The sequence below is a fragment of the Paraburkholderia sediminicola genome (genome assembly GCF_046026675.1).
GTDB classification, from domain to species: Bacteria; Pseudomonadota; Gammaproteobacteria; order Burkholderiales; family Burkholderiaceae; genus Paraburkholderia; species Paraburkholderia sediminicola_F.
Genome location: NZ_JAQQEY010000001.1, coordinates 828507 through 850738 on the forward strand (window position 1 = coordinate 828507; position 22232 = coordinate 850738).

The window sequence follows — 22232 nt, forward strand, 5'->3', positions numbered from 1 at the left end:
TCATGCCTCCGCGCTACGGCCCTTAAGGGCGAACATACCCTGCGGACGCTTCTGGATGAACAACACAATCAGCACGAGCACTGCGATCTTGGCGAGCACCGCGCCCCAGAACGGCTCGATCGCCTTGCTGATCAACCCGAGACCGAAGCCGCCGATCACCGTGCCGGCGAGTTGGCCGACACCGCCGAGCACCACGGCCATGAACGAATCGATGATGTAGCTCTGGCCGAGGTCCGGGCCCACGTTGCCGATCTGCGACAGCGCGCAGCCACCCAGGCCGGCAATGCCCGCGCCGAACGCGAACGCATACGAATCGACACGCGCGGTTTTCACGCCGACGCATGCTGCCATCCGTCGGTTTTGCGTGACGGCTCGCACGAACAGACCCAAGCGGGTTTTAGTCAGGACAGCCCAGGCAATCCCGACGACGATCAGCGAAAACGCCAGAATCGCCAGCCGGTTGTACGGCAGGATCAGATTCGGCAGCACGGTCACACCGCCGCTCATCCACGCGGGATTGATCACCTGCACGTTCTGTGCACCGAACAGCATGCGCGTCGCCTGAATCAGAATCAGGCTGACACCAAAGGTCGTCAGCAGGGTTTCGAGCGGACGGCCGTACAAATGCTTCAACACCAGCCGTTCGAGCACGATGCCGACCAGTCCGGCTGCGGCGAATGACGCCGGCACGGCAAGCAGCGGATACCAGTCGAACGCACCGGGCGCAAAGCGCTGAAACAGGTTCTGCACGACGTAGGTCGCGTACGCGCCGATCATCAGGAATTCGCCGTGCGCCATGTTGATCACGCCAATCAAGCCGTACGTGATTGCGAGGCCCAATGCAGCGAGCAACAGCACGCTGCCGAGCGACAAGCCCGCGAACAACGTGCCGGCGATCTGGCTGCGGCGCTGGATCGAATCGAGTTCATCGATGCCACTTTGCGCGGCGGAGCGCACGCGATCGTCCGCTTCGTTGAAGGTGCCGTCCGGCTTCTTCGCGACGAGCGGACGCAGCAGTTCGTTCATGTCGAGATCGTGCCGCGCGGCGACCAGTTGCACGGCTTCGAGACGCTTGGCTGGGTCGGCGTCGTGCAAAGCGGTCATTGCCCACAGCGTGTCGAGGCGCTTCTTCAGCGCCGGGTCGGTTTCCTTTGCGCGCGCCGCATCGACGAGCGGTTTGATGGATGGATCGGGGTTTTGCAGCAGTGCGGTGATGGCGGCGTCGCGCGTGGCGGCGTCGGGTGAATCGAGTTGCAAACCCGAGAGCGCGCCCGCCACTTTCGAGCGCAGCAGATTGTTCAGGGTGACCGGCTGCGCGTCGCCCGCGGCGACCGTTTTACCGGTGACGGCATCGCGTGCCGTGTCGCCGTCTTGCAGCAGCACTGCGCCGGAATCGGTGGCGAGCGCGCTGTCTTCGGACAGGGCTTTGAGCACCGCGAGCGATTCTTTGTCGTGGTTGGCAATCAGTTTGTCGATTGCCGCGGATTTCGCATCGAAGTCGTCACCGGCGAGCGGCGCGACATCGGCCGGAGCGAGCGCAAAGGCGGTAAGCGGCGCGCTAACGATAAGCGCGAGCGCGAGGCCGCCGATGCTGCGTCGTGCGAATTTCGGAAATGAAAACGCCATGATGGCCTTTGAAGAAAAACCGGCGAGGCGGCGCGGCATCGAGGTGATGCACCGGTGCCACGCCGTTGTCTTGCGTCTTGCAGCGTCCCGCGGGCAGAGCCGCGATTCAGCCCCGGCTCTGCCCAGAAGGTTCAGGCTCAGGCAACTCGCGAGCGCTTCAGGAACGTGGGAATCGAACTGACCACATCCGGCTTGCTCGAATTGCCGGCGATGAACGGGCTCCACGGCTGCGCGCGAACCGCGGTCTTGGTGCGCCACACCACGTTGAACTGGCCATCGGCACGCACTTCGCCGATCATCACCGGCTTATGCAGATGGTGATTGCCGTCCATTTCGAGCGTGAAGCCCGACGGTGCCGCAAACGTCTGGCCGATCATCGCCACGCGCACCTTGTCCACATCCGTGCTCTTCGCTTTTTCGACGGCCTGCTTCCACATATGGATGCCGACGAAAGTCGCTTCCATCGGGTCATTGGTCACGCGCTTGGTGCCGCCTGGCAGGTTGTTGTCCTTGACCCAGGCAGCCCATTGCTTCTTGAACTTCTCGTTGGCCGGGTTGCGCAGCGACATGAAGTAGTTCCATGCCGCGAGATTGCCGACCAGCGGTTTCGTATCGATGCCGCGCAGTTCTTCTTCGCCGACCGAGAATGCGACGACCGGCACATCGGACGCCTTCAGCCCCTGGTTGCCGAGTTCCTTGTAGAACGGCACGTTCGAGTCGCCGTTGACGGTCGAGATCACCGCGGTCTTGCCGCCCTGCGAGAAGGTCTTGATGTTCGCGACGATGGTCTGATAGTCGCTGTGGCCGAACGGCGTGTAGACCTCCTGGATATCGGCTTCCTGCACGCCTTTCGACTTGAGGAACGCGCGCAGGATCTTGTTGGTCGTGCGGGGATACACATAGTCGGTGCCCAGCAGGAAGAAGCGCTTGGCGCCGCCGCCTTCCGTGCTCATCAGATATTCGGTTGCCGGAATCGCTTGCTGATTCGGCGCGGCGCCCGTGTAGAACACGTTGCGCGACATTTCTTCGCCTTCGTACTGCACCGGGTAGAACAGCAGGCCGTTCAGTTCTTCGAACACCGGCAGCACCGACTTGCGCGACACCGACGTCCAGCAGCCGAACACGACGGCACACTTTTCCTGGGTGATCAGCTGACGCGCTTTCTCGGCGAACAGCGGCCAGTTCGACGCCGGGTCCACGACCACCGGCTGCAGTTGGCGGCCCATGACACCGCCGTTCTTGTTGATGTCCGCGATGGTCATCAGCGCGGTGTCTTTGAGCGATGTCTCCGAGATCGCCATCGTGCCGGACAGGGAATGTAAAACGCCTACTTTAATCGGACCGCTGCCCGATTGCGCCTGAGCAAACGGAACCTGACCTGCAAGCGCCAATGCGCCCGACATGGAGCCGAACTTCAACAGACTACGACGTTTCATGTATTTCCCCTTGCCATTGATGGTGAATGTTTATGGGCGTCGATTTCAGCCAGCAGGGCTTATCCCGCATGACTTGCCGCTTGTGTACTGCAAGGCACATGCCATGTAGTAATTTCGACTTGAAGTCCACGTGTTGCGTGCTGCGACGCGGTGATGCGCTCCCTCAGTTATGCGTAACGCGGCGCAAAATTGGTGCAGGAGCAGGGCGTGCGCATCGTTCAGGTGCGTGCCGCGCCGCAACGAAGCGTGTTCGTCGGCCAGCGGGCGTCGGCGGTGCATGACCGCCGCCCCTTTGTGCATGCGCCGCGCCCTGCCTACACTGAAAGACCAACCACACAAGGAGACTCGCCATGACCGAGCGCGCCAGCGTCAATACACCCGATATGTCCGCGTTCTGGATGCCCTTTACTGCCAACCGTCAGTTCAAGAGCACGCCACGTCTGCTGGCGAGCGCGAGGGGGATGTACTACACGTCACACGATGGCCGGCGCATTCTCGACGGCACCGCCGGGCTGTGGTGCGTCAACGCGGGCCACTGCCGCGACGAGATCGTGGCCGCTGTGCAGGCTCAGGCCGCCGAAATGGATTTCGCGCCGACGTTTCAGATGGGGCATCCGAAGGCTTTCGAAGCCGCGACGAAAATCGCGCGACATACGCCGGGGGATCTGAAGCACATCTTCTTTGTGAACTCGGGTTCGGAGGCGGTGGATACTGCGCTGAAGATCGCGTTGGCTTATCACCGGTCGCGTGGTGAAGGGCAGCGTACGAGGTTTATCGGACGCGAGCGTGGGTATCACGGCGTGGGATTTGGCGGGATTTCGGTGGGTGGCATTGCGCCGAACCGCAAGGCGTTTTCAGGTGGACTGCTGCCTGCTGTCGATCATTTGCCGCATACGCTGAATATCGAGGAGGCGGCGTTTTCGAAGGGGCAGCCGGCGTGGGGTGCGCATCTCGTTGATGAACTGGAGCGGCTCGTTACGCTGCACGATGCGTCGACGATTGCTGCTGTGATTGTCGAACCGGTTGCGGGGTCGACGGGGGTGCTGATTCCGCCGCAAGGGTATTTGCAACGGCTGCGTGAGATCTGCGACAAGCACGGCATCGTGCTGATCTTCGATGAAGTGATTACTGGCTGGGGGCGTTTGGGTACTCCGTTCGCTGCGCAGTACTTCGGCGTGACGCCTGACCTGCTGACGATGGCCAAGGGCACTAACAATGCGGCAGCGCCGATGGGGGCGGTTGCGGCTAGTGGGAAGATTCATGACTCGATCGTGAATGGGGCACCGGGTGGGATCGAGCTATTTCATGGCTATACGTATTCAGGACACCCGATTGCGGCGGCTGCGGCTTGCGCGACGATTGATCTTTACGAGCGCGAGCAACTGTTCGAACGCGCTGCACGGATGGCGCCGATCTTCGAGAACGCGATTCATAAGCTGCGCGGGGAACGACATGTGATTGACGTGCGCAATCTTGGACTCATTGGCGGTGTGGAATTGGCGCCGCGTGCTGGAGCACCTGGTGCGCGTGCTTATGATGTATTCGTGCGGTGTTTTGAGAAGGGGGTGTTGACGCGTTATACCGGGGACATCCTGGCGTTCTCGCCTCCGCTCATCATCGAGGAAGCGCAGATCGATGAGATCTTTAAGACGGTGGCTGAGGTTTTGAAGGAGACGGATTAGGAGCCATTTACGTTTGCTGAACTTGGTGAACGCTCTGGTCGATAGTGCTGTGCACTACAAGGATCGCGCAGTCGCGGAGGAAGTAGCGTTTACTCTCGTCGCGACCGACACTCTGTGCTTTCTCGACCACTGATGTACCGGCCGACATTCTGCGGCGCGGCAACGCCGAGCGGAAATCATCGACCATGAAATGCAGCACCGCGCGTGAGCGGTGACCGCGCAGCACCGACGATCACTCGCGGCCAGCACGCGGCAGCAATGAAAAAGGGGCGATTTGCTCGCCCTTTTTTTGCTCAAGCCTAACTTAGTCCGTGGTTCCGCTTAGACGTTGCCCCTCCGGAACGAGGTCCGGGTGTTGTTTGTAAATGGGGATGAGCATTTGCTCGAACACCATGTACATGACCTCTCCCACGGCCTGTTTGACGGTTTCAAGCTCTTCGGCGGAGCAATGCGCTTGAACAAAGACAATCGCTTCGTCGAGCGATCCGTTTATCCTTAACATGCGGTTGCACCCTTCTAGGGCCGATACCTTATCTTTAATCATGCTTCTACTCCAACTTAATCTATGGAACCCGAAATCCGCCGCCAGGATATTGCGTGTCCCGGCACTAGCTGACACCGATTGTGCGCGTTATATTCGTGGACAGTCCGAAAGCTCAGCGCAGTAAATGCGGCCCCGCGTGCAAGCGGTGACCGCCCAGCAGTGACTACTACTAGTGACCACCACACCGCTGCAAAGAAAGAGACGCGAGAGATTTCGCGTCGCTTTCACTTCAGGTTTGCGACAAGTCTGCATTGCTCGCAAACATCCCTAGAGTAGCTAGCGTTGGATTCAGTCGAGAGTTTCCCCTTCGGGTATCAGGTCCGGGTGTTCTCTGCAAATGGGAACGATCGCTTTCTCAAAGAGTTCGTAGATGACGTCGGCCATTCCGCGCCGGAAAGTGGAAAAAACCTCTGGCGAGCAGTTCGCTTGCACGATCCTGATCGCATCGTTGATGGACTTGTTTGCGTCGTACAGTCGCGCAATCACTTCCGTGGCCGTTTGCTTATTTTCGATCATTTTTTTCGACTCCTTACATTTTGCATCTGGTGTTAAATCCGAGGACACCCGTGCAATTCCGCGCAATTGTTCACACAATTCCAGTACTTGAATCCGACGTCTACACCTGTTGGTAATACCGCATCGCACTTTTCTCGACACATGGCTCTCACCTGCGCGCAATCTCCGGTGTCCTTGCATTTGACGAATCCTGATGAATCGGTTGTAGCGCCTGCGAACAGCTTTGCATATAGCATCGTCCGATTCGACAGGTCAGGAGTCAATACCGGAAACGGTAACTGATTCTGTGCGGCAACCTGAATTTCAATCGGGTTGTCCTCAATGGGTTTACCCGTCTGTGCACTGAAATAGAGGTCGTGAAGGAACAGCGGCCATGCAAGACGCGCCTGAATGAACCCGCAATCCACGCAAACAGCGCTTATGACCGGCGGTGCGTCGGGCGTGTTCGACCGCAACCAGCCAAGTCGGGTGGCCGCGGGACCTACGGGATCAAGACCGGCCTGATAGTTATCGAGCCATTTGTCGGTGTCGTCACTGCTGATTGCTATCGCAGCCTCATCACTGGTTGCGACTGTACCGTTGCGAGATACCACGCGGCCAGCGGGTGAGTAACCGTAATCTACGTTCAGTAGACGACGAACCCGGCCGATTTGAGCTATCGGCTGCTCATCGTACGTGAACCGGGCAACTCGCCCTCTGAGGTCGTATGCGATACGAGCCTCGCGATAGTTGCCAGTTTGCCAAGTAACGCGGTTCGCCGCATCGCGATCCTGATTACCAAAGAGCCACCCTGAGACAATGTTTTGCGCGGTCCTGAGATTGCCGGTATGGTCGTAGAAGTAGACCCAATCCGAAGCCTTAACATTGTTAACGTAAGTGATCGCCTCAGCCAACCGGTTGAACTTGTCGTATCGAGCACCAACAGTTCGCTGCTGCTGCCCGTTCCAGGTAGCATCGAAACCGGCTTCACCTGTCAGGTCATTTGTGATGCGTTCGCTATACCCCGTGACGTTGCCATTGGCGTCATAGACGAATGACATCAATTTTCCTGGCATGGCGACGGACGCGGGATGAAGGCTTGTTGCGTCGGCGTACTGCACCGAAGTGACAGAGACGGCGGTAGATGTCCGCACGGTCGCTTTCACCGGACGACCAGTTTCGTCGTAGCTATAGACCGCATTGCGTCCCGACGTAGTCGTCGTCAGGAGACTACCCGATGCGTCCCAGGTCAATCCACCCGATAGAGAACCACTGCTGCCGGTTGGTCGAACCTTGTCACCTATGGTCGAGAAGGAAAGCGTCCTTTCACCATTGCTATCCGTGACAGTGGTCGTCCCCGATCCGTAGGAAAACTGGACGTTCTTTGTTGTGTCAGGATGGCTGACAGCAGTCGCTCGGCCTTGTGCGTCGTACGTCCACGTTGCGATTCGCGAGCCAGTCTCGTCAATAACGCCGGTCAGCGCACCCTTGAAACGAGAGTCGCCGTACGCATACTGCCGTACGTTTCCATCGGGCCATGTGACAGAAACGAGATTGCTGTTTGCGTCGTACTTGTACTGCGTGAAGTGACCCTCAGGGTCGACTAATCGAGCGATGCGGCCTTTATCGTCGTATTCGAGGCGAAGAATCAGGTCGTAGACTGTCCTGGTGTCGGGGCCATGTTGTGTGATCGCGGCAAGCCGCCCCGATCCGTCATAGGTCAACGTCCTGACAAATCCGGTCTTGGTTACCTCCGACAGCAGAACGCCTTGCGAAGAGTACGTTTCGTTGGTCTCTGTCAACAGGTCATTGAGCATCCAGCTCGCGCCGTTCTGCGTGAGCGTCAGGCCGCTAAAGCTCTTCGTTCTCCACGCGCCGTTCGTTAACGTGAATGTCAGGGGTTCACCGTTTGCGCGGTATGCAATGACGTTACCGGAACTCCATCCCGCACCGGTGACGTTCAATTGCCGCTGCCAATTATGAAACCACATTGGCCCGACGGCGCTTGCACTTTTAAGAAATACGGTGGAGCGGTATGTGCGGGTGAATGTGATTGGCAGTTCGTCGCCGCTGATGAAATCATCATCCGTCAACGTGACCACCCCACTAGACGCAAACACCGGGTCGGCCACCGGGCATGTGTCGTCAGGTGGCGGGTCAGCGGGCGTAGAGCACCACGCGTCAATCAACGCCATGTCATTTCGACAGTTGTAGCTGCCGCCGCCGCTTGGAGTATTGCTTGCTACGTCGAGGCGGCACGTTCGAGTTCCCGGCGTCGCGCCCGATTTTGAGTAAAGCTCCCAACAGCCGTCGCCCGCGTTTGCGCCGAACGCGAACATCAGTAATGCGAGTGCCGCCAGTAGACGGGCCAAGTTGCCTGCTGGCCCGCAAGATGGTTTGTTTATTCTCATACATCTCCCTTTTGCAACGCGTCGTTAGAAATGCGTAATAAGGCGACACTGCATCGGGGAGTTGGGGGTAAAAATGGAACAATTCTGAAAAGCGCCGTCGCGCGAACACATCTTTACAGACCGGCTGAAATTGACAGCGTTAAAGCAGAAGCGGCGCAAGTCTGCGCGCCAACAACGCCCATGGTGCGAGAATCCAACGGAGGCGCAAACCATGAAAGTTACGATCCACAACCAATGGGAATGCCCGGTATGCGCCATCGTCGATTACGACACCATCAACGCTTAGCGGATTGGAGCAGGGGTGACAATTGACTTGGATGAGACGGGCGAGATTATTGAACTGCGGGAGTCTGAAATGAGTGGTGAAGAATGGTGTAGTGCGCTCGGGTCGGTCGCGCGCTCGATTACCGTGTGGCCAGTTGTGTTGATCTGCCTGTCGTTTACTTCAATCTGCCAATGCGATAGATGCGAATACCAGGGCCTGCTCCTGTGTGATGCAATCCGGACCAGAGACTCAGGTCATATTCGTGCCTTGGGTCATGCTTCACGACGGTCGCAATCGCAGGCAGACAGTTGCGACGAATCGCAACATTGGAGTCGTATTTAAACAGGATTTCACCCGGCTTGAGCTTTTTCAAGCTGCCAGGTCGACGGACCGACGACGAGCGCGCCGACACGTCGCGCCGGACGGCGCGTGTGACGTTTTACTGCCTGACGCATGTTTATTGCCCCCCCTAATTCAATGGGGAGCCCTGCCAGGAACGAAGCGTACTGCTCGCCATCAACCATGCCGATGTCGCGACTGTGTCCCACAAGCCGGTTCAGTTTTGCGATCGCCTTTTACTGGATGCGCGACCAACTCCAGCAGTTCCGGTAACTCGCGATGGAACTGCAATGTGCCCTGGACTGCAAAACCACTTCCGCGCGATCCGTTGAAAACGAAAACGACCGCGCCATTTGCGTCGGTACGTTCGCGCACCAGAGTGCAAAGGGCGGTGTATTTTCCTAGTGTGTGCACCTGCCTCTTGTGTCGGACAGCTACGCATCTCCGAACAATCAGAAGGCGATAAACGGCCCGGTCTGCGTACCGACTTTGGCGGTACTAAGCGCGGTGTACACGTCGCGGCCGTAGAAGAACGGCAAACCCCAGAGGAAGGCCCACTCGGTCCAGAATGCGCCAAGGTTGTTATAGGCGGCGTACTGATTCGCCAGCAGGTTTGACGAATTGGCGATCGAGAACGGTACGGTAAGAACCGTACCGGTTTTCCCGACAGTGGAATAGTCAGCGGAATACCACGTGGCGGAGAGATTCAGCGTAGTTGGCGGCACGTAAAAATCGCCCCAGGTCGGCGTCGTCGTATCTGGGAACCGAAGTACATTGGTCCCGCTATCGACGTAGCTGGTGAGCGTGCGCCCCTGATACACAGTACTGAAGGCGCCGCTGTTGTCCACCTTTAGAATGTTTGCCGTCGACGGCAGCGCGTTGTTTTGCCGGGTGCCGATGCCGAACACGAGTTCACCCGTGGCAGTTGCCTGACCGCCTGCTGGCAATGCGGGCATGCGGATAATCGTGCCATTGTTATCCGACGTGAAATTGGCGACCGGATTCATGACTTGCGTGTCGAGCGGCACTCGCGCGCCGGTGCAAGATCCCGTGGACGGACAGTAGTAGTAGGTGGCCGACAAAGCGGACTGTGCTGCCCGCGGATAGTCGGTCAGCGAAGGGCTAATGCCGACCACGCCGTTGGCACCGAGCGCGGCTACCGTACTACCGATGTTATTGATGCCGCGCGAAGCGCAATCCGACGGTGTGGTGGGATACGCAACGTCGCTGATTACCTGGATTGGCAGATTGCCTGCGGTTTTGCCGCCGATCGTCACATCGGCACGTTTGATCGAACCCCAGAAGTAACCGTCCATGAACAGCGCACATTGGGCAATCGGCGCGCCTCCGGTCGGATCGTTGGATGCCCCCGTCTGTGCCGGCAACCGACCGGCAAGCGCCGGGCCCAATGCACTGCTCATCACTCGTACGCCTGCCGAACCGGTGTCGAGAAGCATGTGATCGACGGTTGCGCATTGGTTTGCACCTTGAACGCCGGGGATGCATATGGTGACGGTCACGTACGGCATGTTAACCGCGGCACCGGGCGTAGTGCGATCGACGACGATCGGGGCCGTGTTCAGATCGGTGACCGGCGTCGGAGTTGGAGTTGGAGTTGGAGTTGGAGTTGGAGTTGGCGTCGGCGTCGGCGTCGGCGTTGGAGTTGGCGTCGGCGTCGGCGTTGGAGTTGGCGTCGGAGTCGGAGTCGGAGTCGGAGTCGGAGTCGGGCTCGGGCTCGGGCTCGGGGCAGGACTAGGCGTGGGAGTTGGCGCCGGAGAAGGCGCTGGGCTCGGCGTCGGAGTCGCCGGCTTATCGTTATCCTTGGTCGCGTTCGAGCTGCCGTCGTCGCCACCGCCACCACCGCAGGCCGAAAGAGCCAAACTGGCCGTTAGCAACGCGAAGCAAAGTTTCTTATTGAGGGTTGTCATGTTTCTTGTGTTCCGTGAAATCGATGTGCCGTGTCACTGCAGATCGTCAACACGAACATTCGCGGGGACGAGGCGCGGCAGAACGGCCTTGCCGAAGAAGTTTCCTGCCCTGCCTGCCGACTCGATCTGAAAATCGCCGTTGCGTTCGATCAACGGACCGGTGCCGCGCGCGCGGCCCGCACCGGCGGAGACAGCGTTCGGAAAATAGCTGCCGAGTAGCGCAACCATGTCGGGGCGCACCGGCCCTTGCCACGTGACGGCAAATACGACATTGGTAGGCAGCACGTATTCGCGAATCCTGACGCCGTCGGTGTCATGTGACTCGCGCACGGTATAGGCCGTGGTTGAAGCAGAAGGGGAAGTGGGCGTTGCCGATTGGAGCAAGGACTTCGGGGCCGAACCCGCACCCGGTGCCCCACCCAACGCCGCATACGACGCGAGCGGCAAAAGAGCCGACACGGCCATCACGATCTTTACAAATCTCATCACATTGCTCCAAAAAACAGGTCGGAGCATGTTGCCTGCGGGCGATTAATGAGAGGCTGTGAAACGTCCTAACGATAAGTAGGAAACGCCGATGCGATTCGGCTACTTCCGCGCGGTGGCAGGAGGTAGGAAAGCGGGAGGCAGGCGTCTCGCAACGCCCCCTCCCAAACAAGACACGACGGGATCGTCAGAACGCGACGAACGGTCCGGTCAACTTACCGATCTTGGCGTTTCCGATCACCGTATACACGCTACGGCCATAGAAGAACGGCAAGCCCCAGAGGAACATACGGCTGTGCGGGGAGTACGCACCGACGTTGTTGTACGCAGCGTTGCCGCTTGCCATCAGGTTCAGTGCGTTGTCGATCGGGAAGGTCACGCTAACCGGCGGACTGGAACCGTCGGTGGGCTCCATCGTTGCCGTCAGGTTGAGCGGGCTCGACGGCGTGTACCACTCCCACTCGGAAGTCGTGGGAATCGTGTCGTCGGGGAACACGTACGCATTCGTGCCGCTATCGATGGCGCTCCAGTTAAGCACGGTGCCGTGATACTGGGTCGTCATAGTGGCGTACTCGTCGAGCGCAAAGATGTTGGCATTGGCCGGCGGCGTATTGTTCGACTGGGTGCCGACGCCGAATATCAACTGACCTGAGACACCCGCCTGGCCGCCCGCTGCAATCGCCGGCAAGCGGATGACCGTGCCGTTGTAGTCGGCGTCGAATGCCGCAACCGGGTTCATCACCTCCTTGGCAACAGTCATGCGTGTACTGACGCAGGAATTCGCCGATGGGCAGTAGTAGTAGAGTCCAGGTACCGCCTTCTGCAGCGCGTCCTTTGAGTCTTGAACGCCGTGTCCAATTCCCAGGATACCGTTGGCGCCGAGACTTCTCGCGGTGCTGAGGTCTGCCCCACCGCGTGCAGCGCAGTCCGCTGGCGTGCTAAATGCGCCGTCGCCGGTCACCTGGATCGGAATGTTGCTCGCCGTCCGGTTGCCGATCGTGATGTCAGCACGCTTGACCGAGCCCCATGTGAAGCCGGAGGCAAACGTCATGCATTCGGCGATCGGGAAGGCGCCGGTATTGTCGTCGGGAGCACCGACTTGCGTGAGCAACTGTGAATTGAGCGACTGCAGCGCGCTGGCCGCAATGCGTACGCCGGTCGAGCCGGTGTCGACCAGCATGCGGTCGACGGTCACGCACGGCCCTTTGCCCTGCGTGCCGGGCGCGCACACCTGGATCGAGGCGTACAGCATGTTGATGCTGCCCATTGAGTTGTCGACGCGGACGGTTACCGTATTGTTCTTGTCGGTTTTGATGTTGCTCGTATAGCCGGCGTTACCCGAGCCGCTGGTACCGCCGGAGCCGTTGGGCGGGGTAATCCAGTCGGGCGTGGCGTTCCAGCCTATGGAGCTGCCGTCACCGCTGCTCCCACCGCTTCCACCGCCGCAAGCCGCAAGTAGAACGCTGGCAGCCGTCATGGCCGCCCAGAACGTTTTGTGAATGGTTTTCATATTTTTCCGTAACTCGGTGGCCGTCTTATTTCAGATCGCCCGGGCGGACGCCGGCGGGTTTCAGGCGGGGGAGATAGGCGACGCCGAAGAAGTGGCCGAGGCGGCCAGCGGACTCGACGCGAAAGTCGTCGTTGCCTTCGACCATGGGGCCGGGCCCGCGCACACGGCTTTCACCGGCGTTCACGTAGTTGGGGAAATAGCTGCCGAGCAGCGCTTTCATATCCGGCCGTATCGGCCCTTCCCAGGTGACCGCGAACACGACGTTGCTGGGCAGCACGTATTCGCGGATCGTGACGCCGTCGGCGTCGCGCGACTCGCGCACGGCGTAGGGCGCCGTGGTGGTTGCGCTGGCCGAGGCAGTGCCCGTGCTTGCAGCGTCGGCAGACTGCGGCGTGGCACGTAGCATCACCGGCGAGGATGAACTGGAGCTCGGCGCGCCGCCCAAAACCGCATACGAAGCAAGCGGCAACAGCGTTGCCGCCAGCATCGCGATCTTCAAAACTTTCATCACCGTGCTCCTCCAAAAATGGTCGGAGCATGGTGCCCGGGTCGCGGTCAGGAAAGTCTCAGAAAATGCTGCGGCGTGGACCGGAAGGATCGCAACGAAGGGGCGGTGTCAGGGAGGTGGGAAAGGGTCGTCGCACTGAGGATGTGCGAAGAGTCACATGCGTCGGAAAATGGGAACGTCAGCAGGCATTGACAGCAAGTAAACATGGACAAGCAGCAGATAGCCCACCCGCGCAACGAATGAAGCGCTGCGTAGACAAAGGGTCAATCGGGGAATGAAAAAGATGAAGCGAATCGGTTTACTGCGGCGCCGTCACATTCGGCAACGCCAGTCGACCGCGCTTCCCGGCAGCGCCTTTCGCCGCGGCGCCCGGATGCGGCACAGCCGGCACCTGTGGAAGCGCGGTCAACGAACCATCATCGACCGGCGACAGCAGCGCGCTCAACTGCAGCACGTCCTGATCGGTCAGATTAGCAGTCGAAGCCTTCAGCTTGAGACTATTGATGAGCGTGTCATAACGCGCCTTCGCCAGATCGCGACGCGCCGAGAACAACTGATCCTGCGCGTTGAGCACATCGATATTGATCCGCACGCCGACTTGATAACCAAGCAGATTCGATTCGAGCGAGGTGTTCGCCGATCGCTCTGCGGTCTGCAGCGCGCGCACCTGTGCGAGTCCACTCACTACGCCGAGAAACGACTGACGTGCCGACAGTGCCGCGTTGCGCCGGGCCGTATCCAGATCGGCCGCAGCCTGGTCTTCGAGCGCGCGCGTTTGACGTACACGGCTTTGCGTCGCGCCGCCCGCAAAGATCGGAATCGTGAGCTGCACGCCGATCGTACTGTTCGTATACGTCGAACCCAGATTACCCAGTTCCGCGGCAAGCGCTGGCGTACCGGGCGAGGGCGTGTTCGCGCCGCTTCCAAAGCCACCACCGAAATTGCCGCCGAAGTTACCCGCACCGGCCGCACCGAGACTGCTGCGCGAGCGGCTCGCGACCAGGTCGACGGTCGGCAGATGGCCGGCCTTGGCCTTCGACGTTTCGCGCTGTGCGCTGTCCAGCGCGATCTGCTTCAGCACCACCTGGTAGTTCCCATCAGTGGCCGCGTCGACCCACAGATTGATATCGGCGGGCACGGGCGGCGGCAGCGGCGCGCCGACGGCGAGTCCATCCACACGCTCGACCGGATGTCCAACTATCTGCTGCAACGTGGCCAACTTCACCGAGAGATCGTTCTGCGCGGCAATTTCCTGCGAGATCGCCTGATCGTATTTGGCCTGAGCCTCGTTGGTATCAGTGATCGTCGTATTGCCGACTTCGAATGAACGCTTGGCCGATTCGAGCTGCTGGGCGATCGACGCCTTCTGCGAGCGCACAATCGCGAGGCTGTCCTGTGAGGCGAGCGCGTCGAAGTAAGCCTGGCCAAGCCGCACGATCAGATCCTGCCGCGCCTGGGCAAACGACGCCTGCGCCGAATCCACTGCAAGCTTTCCCTGCGCGTAGCCGTACCAGCTATCGACGTGAATTAGCGGCTGCGTAAGCGAAATCGTGTAGCCATTGCTATTGCCGTACGACGCAGGAAAGCCGCCGCCGAAATCAGTGTTCTGGCGATTCGCAGTGAGCGACGCGGAGACTTGCGGTAGCAGTTTGGCGCGGGCGAGCGGCAGCTCTTCGCTATTGGCGGCAAGCGCCGCGCGTGCACTTTGCAACTGCGCGTCGCTCGAGAGTGCTTCGTCGTAAAGCTGCGATAGGCCGACGGCGTGTGCGGAAACCGGGAGAAATGCGAGAACCGCGCAATGAAGCGCCAGAGCGGCCGCGTGGACCGGCACCCGCCGACGGATCATCGCGACCGTGCGATCAATAGGTGGGAACGGTCGGATCGACTTGGCGCGACCACGCGTCGATCCCGCCTTGCAGATTGAAGACGTTGGTGTGGCCGCGCGATTCGAGGAACATCGCGACCTGAGCGCTGCGCGCGCCGTGATGGCACACGCAGACGATTTGCACGTCGTCGTCGAGCTCTTCGCTGCGCGCGGGAATCTCACGCATCGGGATCGACACGGCGCCAGCGATCGACGCCGTCTGGATTTCCCACGGTTCACGCACGTCGAGCAGCACGGGTGCAGGGCGCGATTGATCGGCGAGCCATTCAGCGAGCGCGGGAGCGGTCAGATTTTGCATCAGCAGGACATCCAGTTCAGAGAACGGCGGCGTGCCGGCCGTCCAGAAAAACGTGCGAAACGTGCGATCTAAAACTTGAAGCGCGGCGGCTGCACGGCGTTGATCAGCGGTTCGACATAGGTTTCGAACACGTCGGCAATGCGGTATTGCTTCTCGTCGATACGCGTGATGATCTGCGCCTTCATAACCGGCGCGGTGCCGACGAAAGCTGCCAGACGGCCGCCGACCTTCAGATGTTCGAGGATTTCCTGCGGCAGCACCGGCAGGCCGCCCGATACGCAGATCACGTCGTACGGTGCGGCGTTGGCCCAGCCGCGCGAGGCGTCACCCGTGACGACTTCGGCGTTCAGCACGCCGTTGGCGATCAGGTTGTTTTTCGCCAGTTCAGCCAGTTCCGGTTCGATGTCGACCGTTAGCACGTGCTGCGCGCGATGCGCGAGCAGGGCGGCCATGTAACCCGAGCCGGCGCCGATTTCGAGCACGCTTTCGTGTTTCTTCACCGCCAGTTCCTGCAGCACGCGCGCTTCGACGCGCGGCGCCAGCATGTGCTGGCCGGCCGGCAACGGCACTTCGAAGTCGACGAAGGCCAGATCGCGGTAGACGGTGGGGACGAAGTTTTCACGCTTGACGATCGAGAGCAGATTCAGCACGTCCTGGTCGAGCACTTCCCAGGGGCGGATCTGCTGTTCGATCATGTTGAAACGCGCTTGCTCGATGTTCATGGTGGATTCGGCAGTGTGGTTTGGCGAGTTTGCGATTCTTTGCCCTGACCGGCGACCTCGGGGTGCGACTCCGGGTGTGACGCCGGGGTACAGCCCGCGGGGTACAGCCCAGTACGCAAGCCACGACAGGGTAACTGCGGGATTGTACCAAATGGCGGCGCGAATCCACGCTGTTGCGGGCAGTGCGCCGCCGGGCCGAACCCTGGACGGGCTCTTGCCATGCCTGCTCGACCCCGTGTTAATCCCTAGCGATCTGTCCTTGCGATTCCCGCTTCCATCGCGCAAAAATGTAATCGATTACATTTTCGAGGCAGGTTCCCTTGTCCAAGTCGGTGTCCAAAGCGGCCCGCGCGACTTCGTCGCCGTCGTCGAAAGCGCGCCCGCAGCCTGACGGTCAGCCGCAGCGCCCGGCCGAGGGCCTTTCGATTGCTCAGGTGGCGGAGCAAGCGGGGGTCTCGGTGGCGACGGTGTCGCGCGTGCTGAACGGCCACGAGAACGTGCGGCCCGCCACGCGCGACAAGGTATTGGCAGCCGTCGACGCCAGCGGCTATCGCGTCAACGAACTCGCGCGCAACCTGCGCACCGCCGAAAGCCGCCTGCTGCTGACGATGGTGCCCGACGTCGGCAACCCCTTCTACGCGGAGATCGTGCGCGGTATCGACAGCGTCGCGCGCCAGCACGGCTATTTCATGCTGCTCTGCGACACAGGCGCTGACCCGGGGCGTGAGCGCAGCTACTTCGATCTGCTGCGCCGCCGCCGCGCGGACGGCGCGATCTGCCTCGATCCGGCGACCATTCAGCAGGCGCTCGGCGAGGCGTCCAGTGCGCTGCCGTGGGTCGCGTGCTGCGAGTTCGATCCGGAGATGGGCGTGCCGTACGTCGGCATCGACAACTATCGGGCGGCGGGCGACGCGGTGCGGCATCTGCTCGCGCGCGGCCACCGGCGCATTGGCCTCATCAATTCGGATGTCGACTATCTATACGCGCGGCAGCGTCAGCAAGGCTATCTGGACGCGTTGACCGATGCGGGCATCACGCCGGACGAGCGTTGGCGCATGAACCTGAACAGTCTCGACTACGAGGCGGGTGCATCGGCGGCGGCCTTGCTGATGCAGCAGCCTCACGCGCCGAGCGCAATCTTCGCCGTCTCCGACACGCTGGCGATCGGCGTGATCCACGGCTTGCGCAGCGTCGGCAAGCGCGTGCCGGACGATGTCGCCGTGGTCGGCTTTGACGATATCTCGCTCGCCGCGCAAGTCGATCCGCCGCTGACCACCATCGCCCAGCCAATGCGCGAACTCGGCGAAACCGCTGCGCGCCTCCTGCTGCAACGGCTCGCGAATCCGTTAGCGAACGTGCCGGGCGTGCTGCTGCCGCATCGGCTCGTGATCCGCAGGAGCGCGTAAGTCATGAGTCTCGCCATTCGCTTCGACGATATCCGCAAAGACTTCGGGCCAGTGCGTGTGCTGCACGGGGTGAGCTTTGATCTGGCGCCGGGGCGTATCTACGGTTTGCTCGGCGAGAACGGCGCGGGCAAGTCGACGCTGATGAAAATCCTCGCCGGCTACGAAACGGCGACCTCGGGCACGTTGCTGGTCGACGGCCAGGCGCAGCAGTTCATCGGTTCGCGCGACGCGGAAGCGGCCGGCATCGTGCTGATCCATCAGGAGTTCAATCTCGCCGAGCATCTAACGATCGCGCAGAACATGTATCTCGGTCATGAGAAAAAGCGCAGCTGGTTCGTCGACGACGCTGCAATGCGCGCCGAGGCCGCGCGTTTTCTGGCGCTGGTCGGTCTCGAGAAGGCGCCGGATACGAAAGTGCGCGAGCTGATCGTCGCGGAAAAGCAGATGGTGGAGATCGCCAAAGCGCTGTCGCGGCGCGCGCGCTTGCTCATCATGGACGAACCGACTGCCACACTCACGCCCGCCGAAACCGAACGCCTCTTCACGCTGATGGCGAAGCTGAAAGCTGACGGCGTGACCATCGTCTACATCTCGCACAAGCTCGACGAAGTCGAGCGCATCACCGACGAAGTGATCGTGATGCGCGACGGCCGCTTTGTCGCGCGCAGCGAAACGGCGGGACTTGCGCGGCAGCAGATGGCGAATCTGATGGTCGGGCGCGACGTGTCCGATATGTTCCCCGACAAGATCACGGTGCCTGCCGACGCGCCGATCGCGTTAAAGGTAGAAGGCCTTGCTGTACCGGACTGGGTCGAAGACCTGAGCTTCGACGTGCGCGCCGGCGAAGTGCTGGGCTTTGCCGGCCTCGTCGGAGCAGGCCGTACTGAAGCATTCGAAGCGCTCATCGGCCTGCGCAAACGCACGGCGGGCCGCATCGAGATCGCCGGCCGCCGCGCCGATCTGAAGAGCCCGCGCGACGCCATGCGCCACGGCCTTACGTATCTGAGCGAAGACCGCAAAGGCAAAGGCCTGCATGTGAATCTAAGCCTGCAGGACAACGTCACGCTGATGACGCTTGAACGCTACGCGCATCCCTTGCTCGATATGAAAGCGGGGCGCGCGGCGTTAGCGAAAGCCGTGCACGACTTCGGCATTCGCACGGGCGATTTGTCGCTCCGCGCGCGCATGCTCTCCGGCGGCAATCAGCAGAAGCTCGCGCTGGCCAAGTTCCTGCAGCCCGATCCGAACGTGATCGTGCTCGACGAGCCGACTCGCGGCGTCGACGTCGGCGCGAAACGCGACATCTATTTCCTGATCCATCGTCTCGCTGCGCAGGGACGCGCGGTGATCGTCATTTCATCCGAACTGATCGAGCTGATCGGTCTGTGCCATCGCGTAGCCGTGATGCGCGCGGGACGTCTGCAAACCACGCTCACGCTCGAACATCTGACCGAAGAGGAGTTGATCGCCCATGCGACCGGCACCCACTGAAGCCGTCCAGTCCGGCCGCGCGTTGCGCTTCGCGCATCGCCTGTATGCACTCGGGCCGCTCGTTGGGCTGATCCTGCTGTGCATCGTCGGCACGCTGCTCAACCGCGATTTCGCGACGCTCGACAACATGATGAACGTGCTCACACGCACGTCGTTCATCGGCATCATCGCGGTCGGCATGACCTTCGTGATCATTTCGGGCGGCATCGATCTGTCGGTCGGGTCGATGGCGGCGCTGATCGCGGGCAGCATGATCTGGTTGATGAACGGACTCGCTGCTGGTGTTGGCGGTCATACGTTCGCGCCCTTGCTGATTCTAACGCTCGGCATTGTGTTCGCGCTGGTGCTCGGCGGTTTGTTCGGCTGCGCGCACGGGCTGCTGATTACCAAAGGACGCATTGAGCCGTTCATCGTCACGTTGGGTACGTTGGGGATTTTTCGCGCAGTGTTGACGTGGCTCGCGGACGGCGGCGCGCTGACGTTGGATAACTCGTTGTCCGATCTATACGGACCGGTTTACTACGCGAGCTTCTTTGGTGTGCCCGTCCCGATCTGGGTGTTCCTGGTCGTTGCGGCGGGCGGCGCGTTGATCCTCAATCGCACGGCGTTTGGCCGCCACGTGCAGGCGATCGGTTCCAACGAACAAGTCGCACGCTACGCGGCGATTCGTGTCGATACCGTGAAGATCGTGACGTACGTGTTGCTCGGTATCTGCGTCGGCGTTGCGACGGTGCTGTATGTGCCGCGGCTCGGTTCGGCTACGCCGACCACGGGTTTGCTTTGGGAACTCGAGGCGATTGCGTCGGTAGTGGTGGGCGGCACGGCGCTGAAGGGCGGCGAAGGGCGCGTGGTCGGCACGGTGATTGGCGCGATCCTGCTTTCGGTGATCGCCAACATTCTGAATCTGACCAGCATCATCAGCGTGTATCTGAACGCGGCGGTGCAGGGCGTCGTGATTATCTTCGTCGCGTTTGTGCAGCGCGGACGGCGGTAGGTGGTGGGCGTTGAGCTTCAAGGAATACAGCGGCAAGTTCGAGAATCGGGGCGCATGGCCGCCTCACAATTGGAGACACAACCATGAAGCAGGTCATTCGAGCGGTTGGCGCCGGCATGCTGGCGTTGGGGATACTGGGCACGGCAGGCGTTGCGCGTGCCGATGAAAAAGTCACGCTGGGCGTCGCGATTCCAACAGCCGACCACGGCTTTACTGGAGGCATCGTCTGGTGGGCGAACAAGGCGAAAACCGATCTGGAGAAAGCGCATCCTGATCTCAAGGTGATCGTGAAGACTGCAGCTGGCGCGCCCGAACAGGCGAACCAGTTGCAGGATCTGGTGACGGTGAACAAGATCAACGCACTGGTGATTTTCCCGTTCGAATCGGCTTCGCTCACGCAGCCGGTTGCTCAGGTGAAGAAGAAGGGCGTGTACGTGACGGTAGTCGATCGCGGCCTGACGGATACCAGCGCACAGGATGCGTATGTTGCGGGTGACAACACTGCATTCGGCAAGATCCCCGCCGAGTATCTGGCGAAAGCGCTCGACGGCAAGGGCGACATCGTCGCGCTGCGTGGCATTCCGACGACGCTCGACAACGAACGCTGGACCGCGTTTACCGGCGTGCTGAAGGCGTATCCGAACATCAAGATTCTCGATGGCAAATACGCGAACTGGAATCGCGACGACGCCTTCAAGGTGATGCAGGATTACCTCACGCGCTTCAAGCACATCGACGCGGTCTGGGCCGCCGACGACGACATGGCCGTTGGCGTCATCAAGGCGATCGAGCAGGCTAAGCGTACCGACATCAAGATCGTGTTCGGCGGCGCAGGTTCGAAGGGCATGGTGAAGAACGTGATGGACGGCGCACCGATGATCAAGGCCGATGTCTCGTACTCGCCGAAATTCATCTACGACGCGATCAAGCTCACCGCAGAAGCGCGTCTGAAGGGCGAAAAACTGCCGCCGACCACGATCATTCCGTCGGTGCTGATCACGAAGGAAAACGCGCAGCAGTTCTATTTTCCTGACTCGCCGTTCTGATCCTGGGCATCCGGCGCGCGCTTGCCATGTCTCTGTCGTAGAGGCGTGACAGGTGCGCCATAGTTCGAGGAACCGTACGATGAAAACCATCAAAGGGCCGGCGATTTTTCTCGCTCAATTCATGGGCGACGAGGTGCCGTTCGACAACTTCGCGCATCTGGCCGGTTGGGCCGCGAGTCTCGGCTTCAAGGGGATTCAGGTGCCGTGTGATACGCGTCTGATCGATCTCGAGCAGGCGGCGGCGAGTCAGACGTATTGCGACGAGCTGGGCGAGGTCGCGGAAGATGCCGGCGTGACGATCACTGAACTGTCGACGCATCTGCAAGGGCAACTGGTGGCCGTGCACCCGGCCTATGACGTGTTGTTCGACGGCTTTGCCGCGCAGCATGTGCGCGGCAATCCTGCTGCGCGCACGCAGTGGGCAGTTGAGCAGATGAAGCTTGCAGCGAAGGCTTCGCAGCGTTTGGGTCTCGATACGCACGTGTCGTTTTCCGGCGCATTGGCGTGGCCGTATCTGTATCCGTGGCCGCAGCGTCCCGCAGGTTTGATAGAAGCGGCGTTCGAGGAACTCGCACGCCGCTGGACGCCGATCCTCGATGCGTTCGACGAAGCGGGCGTGGACGTGTGCTACGAATTGCATCCCGGCGAGGACCTGCACGACGGCGTGACCTTCGAGCGCTTTCTCGACTCCGTGAAGCAACACCCGCGCGCGAACATCCTCTACGACCCGAGCCATTTCGTCTTGCAGCAACTCGACTACCTCGCGTTCATCGACATCTATCACGAGCGCATCAAGGCGTTCCATGTGAAGGACGCGGAGTTTCGTCCGAACGGCAAGCAAGGTGTGTACGGTGGCTATAGCGGCTGGGTTGAACGAGCGGGGCGTTTCCGATCGCTTGGCGACGGGCAGATCGATTTCGGCGCGATCTTCTCGAAGATGGCGCAGTACGATTTTCCCGGCTGGGCGGTGCTGGAATGGGAGTGCGCGCTGAAGCATCCACAGGACGGCGCGCGTGAAGGCGCGGAGTTCATTCGCCGCCACATCATTCGCGTGGCCGATCATGCATTCGATGATTTTGCGGGCAGCGGCGTGGATGCCGAGCAGCTAAAACGCGTGCTTGGCATTTGACGGCGAGTTGGCTACGAGCTAACCGTGAAGC

The 22232-nt window shown here is 60.7% G+C and carries 19 protein-coding genes; 7 read left to right on the top strand and 12 right to left on the bottom strand.

Annotation, left to right across the window (positions count from 1 at the left end; all coding sequences use genetic code 11):
* Positions 1-1626, bottom strand: coding sequence for an urea ABC transporter permease subunit UrtB (gene urtB / locus PQQ86_RS03595; protein WP_408270051.1), 1626 nt, complete (start codon positions 1624-1626; stop codon positions 1-3).
* 137 nt (positions 1627-1763) lie between these two features.
* Positions 1764-3062, bottom strand: coding sequence for an urea ABC transporter substrate-binding protein (gene urtA, locus PQQ86_RS03600; protein ID WP_408264980.1), 1299 nt, complete (start codon positions 3060-3062; stop codon positions 1764-1766).
* Between the two features lie 350 nt (positions 3063-3412).
* Between urtA and aptA the strand changes: the two genes are divergently transcribed.
* Positions 3413-4744: an omega-aminotransferase AptA gene (gene aptA / locus PQQ86_RS03605; RefSeq protein ID WP_408264981.1), complete on the top strand. Its 1332-nt coding sequence runs from the start codon at positions 3413-3415 to the stop codon at positions 4742-4744.
* Between the two features lie 304 nt (positions 4745-5048).
* Here aptA and PQQ86_RS03610 read toward each other — a convergent pair whose 3' ends face one another.
* The 4 genes from PQQ86_RS03610 to PQQ86_RS03625 form a co-directional block, all read right to left on the bottom strand.
* Positions 5049-5288: a hypothetical protein gene (locus PQQ86_RS03610; protein ID WP_408264982.1), complete on the bottom strand. Its 240-nt coding sequence runs from the start codon at positions 5286-5288 to the stop codon at positions 5049-5051.
* 288 nt (positions 5289-5576) lie between these two features.
* The gene (locus tag PQQ86_RS03615) at positions 5577-5804 is read right to left on the bottom strand and encodes a hypothetical protein (RefSeq protein ID WP_408264983.1); all 228 of its coding nucleotides are present in this window, start codon (positions 5802-5804) and stop codon (positions 5577-5579) included.
* Between the two features lie 32 nt (positions 5805-5836).
* The gene (locus tag PQQ86_RS03620) at positions 5837-8155 is read right to left on the bottom strand and encodes a DUF6531 domain-containing protein (protein ID WP_408264984.1); all 2319 of its coding nucleotides are present in this window, start codon (positions 8153-8155) and stop codon (positions 5837-5839) included.
* 1095 nt (positions 8156-9250) lie between these two features.
* Positions 9251-10381: a DUF3443 domain-containing protein gene (locus PQQ86_RS03625; RefSeq protein ID WP_408270054.1), complete on the bottom strand. Its 1131-nt coding sequence runs from the start codon at positions 10379-10381 to the stop codon at positions 9251-9253.
* A 26-nt stretch (positions 10382-10407) separates the two neighbouring features.
* Between PQQ86_RS03625 and PQQ86_RS03630 the strand changes: the two genes are divergently transcribed.
* The gene (locus tag PQQ86_RS03630) at positions 10408-10554 is read left to right on the top strand and encodes a hypothetical protein (RefSeq protein ID WP_408270373.1); all 147 of its coding nucleotides are present in this window, start codon (positions 10408-10410) and stop codon (positions 10552-10554) included.
* 205 nt (positions 10555-10759) lie between these two features.
* Here the strand turns inward: PQQ86_RS03630 and PQQ86_RS03635 are convergent, their stop codons facing one another.
* The 6 genes from PQQ86_RS03635 to PQQ86_RS03660 form a co-directional block, all read right to left on the bottom strand.
* Complete coding sequence (locus tag PQQ86_RS03635) at positions 10760-11212, bottom strand: DUF2844 domain-containing protein (protein WP_408264985.1); 453 nt, start codon at positions 11210-11212, stop codon at positions 10760-10762.
* A gap of 187 nt (positions 11213-11399) precedes the next feature.
* Positions 11400-12722, bottom strand: a complete 1323-nt coding sequence (locus tag PQQ86_RS03640) for a DUF3443 domain-containing protein (RefSeq protein ID WP_408264986.1) — start codon at positions 12720-12722, stop codon at positions 11400-11402.
* Positions 12723-12747: 25 nt separating this feature from the next.
* Entirely contained in the window at positions 12748-13230 is a 483-nt protein-coding gene (locus PQQ86_RS03645) for a DUF2844 domain-containing protein (protein WP_408264987.1), read from the bottom strand.
* A gap of 298 nt (positions 13231-13528) precedes the next feature.
* A complete protein-coding gene (locus PQQ86_RS03650) occupies positions 13529-15076 on the bottom strand; it encodes a TolC family outer membrane protein (RefSeq protein ID WP_408264988.1) in 1548 nt (515 codons plus the stop codon).
* Positions 15077-15089: 13 nt separating this feature from the next.
* Positions 15090-15413: a rhodanese-like domain-containing protein gene (locus PQQ86_RS03655; RefSeq protein WP_054042884.1), complete on the bottom strand. Its 324-nt coding sequence runs from the start codon at positions 15411-15413 to the stop codon at positions 15090-15092.
* A gap of 68 nt (positions 15414-15481) precedes the next feature.
* Positions 15482-16135 carry a protein-L-isoaspartate O-methyltransferase family protein gene (locus PQQ86_RS03660; protein WP_097391616.1) on the bottom strand — a complete coding sequence of 218 codons (654 nt, stop codon included), beginning with the start codon at positions 16133-16135 and terminating at the stop codon, positions 15482-15484.
* Between the two features lie 320 nt (positions 16136-16455).
* Between PQQ86_RS03660 and PQQ86_RS03665 the strand changes: the two genes are divergently transcribed.
* The 5 genes from PQQ86_RS03665 to PQQ86_RS03685 all read left to right on the top strand — a co-directional run bounded on the left by PQQ86_RS03665 (position 16456) and on the right by PQQ86_RS03685 (position 22201).
* Entirely contained in the window at positions 16456-17541 is a 1086-nt protein-coding gene (locus PQQ86_RS03665; RefSeq protein ID WP_408264989.1) for a LacI family DNA-binding transcriptional regulator, read from the top strand.
* Between the two features lie 3 nt (positions 17542-17544).
* Entirely contained in the window at positions 17545-19032 is a 1488-nt protein-coding gene (locus PQQ86_RS03670) for a sugar ABC transporter ATP-binding protein (protein ID WP_408264990.1), read from the top strand.
* Positions 19013-20026, top strand: a complete 1014-nt coding sequence (locus PQQ86_RS03675) for an ABC transporter permease (RefSeq protein WP_093636277.1) — start codon at positions 19013-19015, stop codon at positions 20024-20026. Before PQQ86_RS03670 ends, PQQ86_RS03675 begins: the two co-directional genes overlap by 20 nt.
* An 83-nt stretch (positions 20027-20109) precedes the next feature.
* Entirely contained in the window at positions 20110-21072 is a 963-nt protein-coding gene (locus PQQ86_RS03680; protein ID WP_054042876.1) for a substrate-binding domain-containing protein, read from the top strand.
* Between the two features lie 79 nt (positions 21073-21151).
* Entirely contained in the window at positions 21152-22201 is a 1050-nt protein-coding gene (locus PQQ86_RS03685) for a sugar phosphate isomerase/epimerase family protein (RefSeq protein WP_408264991.1), read from the top strand.
* Positions 22202-22232: the final 31 nt, after the last annotated feature.